The following is a 2,529-nucleotide window of genomic DNA, read 5'->3' as shown; positions in this document are numbered from 1 at the left end:
GCGGAACTCGCCAAAACCATGGATCGTGTCTGTGAAGACCACGAACCCATCATTATTACCCGCAACCGCGAGCAGGCGGTGGTGATGATTTCGCTGGAAGATTACAAGGCGATGGAAGAAACCGCTTATTTGCTGCGTACCCCGGCCAATGCCAGCCGCCTGTTGGAATCCATTGCTGAACTGGAGAGGGGGGAAGGTCAGGTGCGTGAGTTGACCGAATGCGAATAATCTTTTCTTCCAAAGCATGGGAGGATTATGTGTACTGGCAGCAAGCCGACCGGAAAATTCTCAAACGCATCAACGAACTGGTCAAGGCCATTGTGCGTGACCCCTTTGATGGCATCGGCAAGCCCGAGCCATTGCGGCACGGGCTTTCTGGCTATTGGTCACGCAGGATTAATGATGAGCACCGTCTGGTTTACAAAGTCGAGGGTGAAGACTTGCTGATTGCCATGTGCCGCTACCATTACGCATAGGCTACGCCCTGTCATTTAGTGCATCTGCCGTTCCAGCTCCTGCTGGATGCGCTGGATCAGCATTTCCTCCATGCTCTGGGGCTGTTGCTGCGCGGGCATCGGCAATGGCGGCGTGGACGATTGTATCTGCCCCATGTCGGGCGGCGGCTGCATCTGCCCCATGACCGGCGCTTGGGGGTGGTGCACGCCACGGATATTGAACGTGTGGGTCAGGGTCTGGCCAGGCCGCACGGTCAGGGATTTGTAACCGTGGAAGCCGTTGTAGTCAAAGCTGACCACAAATTCCTGCGCGGGCAGGCTGATTTCGGTCAGGGCCACGTTGTCCACCTGTTCAACCACCGAGCCGTCCAGCCGGGCGATGGTGAAAGTGACCTGGAGCGGGCTGCCATCGTCCGCCGACAGCGCGGCGAGCCGCAGTTTGCCACCAGCAGTGTCGGCGGATGGGGCCGGGCGGACTGGAGCCTGCGCGGCTGGCGGGCTGGCAGGCGTGGTGGCTGGGGCGGCGGCAACTTTCGGTAGTGGGAAGATTTCATTCACCACGGCGTTGGCAGGCACCTTGATGTTGCGGCTGAGGCTGCCGTAGCCTTCCGCCCGCACCGTCACCTTGTACGAGCCGGGGGGAAGGTTGAAAGCGGCTTTGGAGGTGTAATTCGCCTTGTCGATGTTGGCACCGTTGGCTTTCTGGATGTAAACATTGGCTTTGACGGCCTTGCCTTTTTCGTTCTGGGCGACAATTTCCAATTTGCCGGTGTTGGCGGAAGGTTGTTCCGCCGGGGCAGGTTCGTCCACGATCTGCACGCTGTCATCCGTAGCGGTTTTGTCCGGTGTGTCGCTGGCTGCGTCATCTGTTGCGGCTTTGTCCTGCGTGTCGCTGGCTTCATCCGCTGGCGGGCTGGCGTCAGTTTGTTTGTCCGCTGCGGTATCCGGCGCCTCGGTGATTTCATCGGTGGGCAGGCCGGTTATGGTCTTGTCGGCGTCTGCTGTGTCCTGCTCGGCGTCATCCGGGGCTTTGGGTTCGTTGACCAGCTCCACCTTGCTGGCGTCGTCATCGGTGGGTTTGTCGTCCAGCGGGCGGGTGAAGACGCTGTCATCCTTAATCACGTCAGGCGAGGGCACGTTGGCGTTGGGCATGATCGACGGTTTTTCCCAGTCCTGGGTGGCGGCGGCGTCTGCGCCCTGTTCCGGCTGGCGCGGGGCAAGTGTGCTCTTGACGCCAATGGCGGCGAAGATGACCAGTACGCCCAGTAACAGGCCGCCGATCAGTAATTTCAGTTTTCCGCTCATGTTGCTTCTCTTGATTATGGGATTGCCTGAGGATAGCAGAACGCTGCTTCCCCCCATGCGGATTGATGGGGCGAGAGGTATTTTACCTCCGTTGGGCTTCCATGATACATCTGCCTTTTCAATTGATGGGGATTGGGCGTGCTACAGGCGGAACATTTGCATTATTCCTACCCGGAGGCGGGGCGGAGGCATCCGGTGCTGGCGGATGTCTGCCTCGGTTTGCAGGCGGGCGAACGGGCGGCGCTGGTCGGCAGCAGCGGTTCCGGCAAGTCGACCCTGCTCAACCTGCTGGGCGGTGTCGACCGCCCCGACAGCGGTGAAATCCGCATCGCCGGGCGCACGCTGACGCAATTGCAGGAGCCGGAGCTGACCCTGTTCCGCCGCCAGCATATTGGCTTCATCTACCAGCAGTTCAATTTGATCCCGACCCTGACGGTGGCGGAAAACATTTTGCTGCCACTGGAGTTGCTGGGGGTGGCGCGGCAAGAACAGCAGCAGCGCCTGCAACAGTGGTTGGATGCGGTGCAGTTGTCCGCGCGTGGCGGGGCTTTCCCCGACCAGCTTTCCGGCGGCGAACAGCAGCGGGTGGCGATTGCCCGCGCCCTGATCCACCGCCCGGCGCTGGTGCTGGCGGATGAGCCGACCGGCAACCTGGATGCGCAAACCGGCGCGCGGGTGCTGGATCTGCTGTTTGACCTGGCGGCGCAGTCTGGCCAGACCCTGCTGGTGGTGACGCACAGCCGCGCGGTGGCGGAACGGGCAGGGCGGA

The 2,529-nt window shown here is 61.1% G+C and carries 4 protein-coding genes; 3 read left to right on the top strand and 1 reads right to left on the bottom strand.

From position 1 onward, the window contains the following. Together VSS37_RS08085 and VSS37_RS08080 are read left to right on the top strand one after the other, a co-directional pair. A partial coding sequence (locus VSS37_RS08085) for a type II toxin-antitoxin system Phd/YefM family antitoxin (RefSeq protein ID WP_324694327.1) occupies positions 1–228 on the top strand: 228 nt, incomplete at its 5' end. Further along, positions 219–476 (top strand): Txe/YoeB family addiction module toxin, encoded by a 258-nt coding sequence (locus VSS37_RS08080; protein WP_324694326.1) that lies wholly within the window; start codon positions 219–221, stop codon positions 474–476. The genes VSS37_RS08085 and VSS37_RS08080, both read left to right, overlap by 10 nt. A gap of 15 nt (positions 477–491) precedes the next feature. On the opposite strand, the gene VSS37_RS08075 is transcribed toward VSS37_RS08080, so the two are convergent. After that, positions 492–1,760 carry a PEGA domain-containing protein gene (locus tag VSS37_RS08075; protein WP_324694325.1) on the bottom strand — a complete coding sequence of 423 codons (1,269 nt, stop codon included), beginning with the start codon at positions 1,758–1,760 and terminating at the stop codon, positions 492–494. Positions 1,761–1,898: 138 nt separating this feature from the next. Here VSS37_RS08075 and VSS37_RS08070 point away from each other — a divergent pair. After that, on the top strand, positions 1,899–2,529 hold a 631-nt coding region (locus VSS37_RS08070), incomplete at its 3' end, for an ABC transporter ATP-binding protein (RefSeq protein ID WP_324694324.1).

It is taken from the genome of Candidatus Thiothrix phosphatis (genome assembly GCF_035668035.1).
Classification (GTDB): Bacteria; Pseudomonadota; Gammaproteobacteria; order Thiotrichales; family Thiotrichaceae; genus Thiothrix; species Thiothrix phosphatis.
The sequence above is the reverse complement of the archived record's forward strand: the minus strand, read 5'-3'. Positions and strand labels throughout refer to the sequence as shown.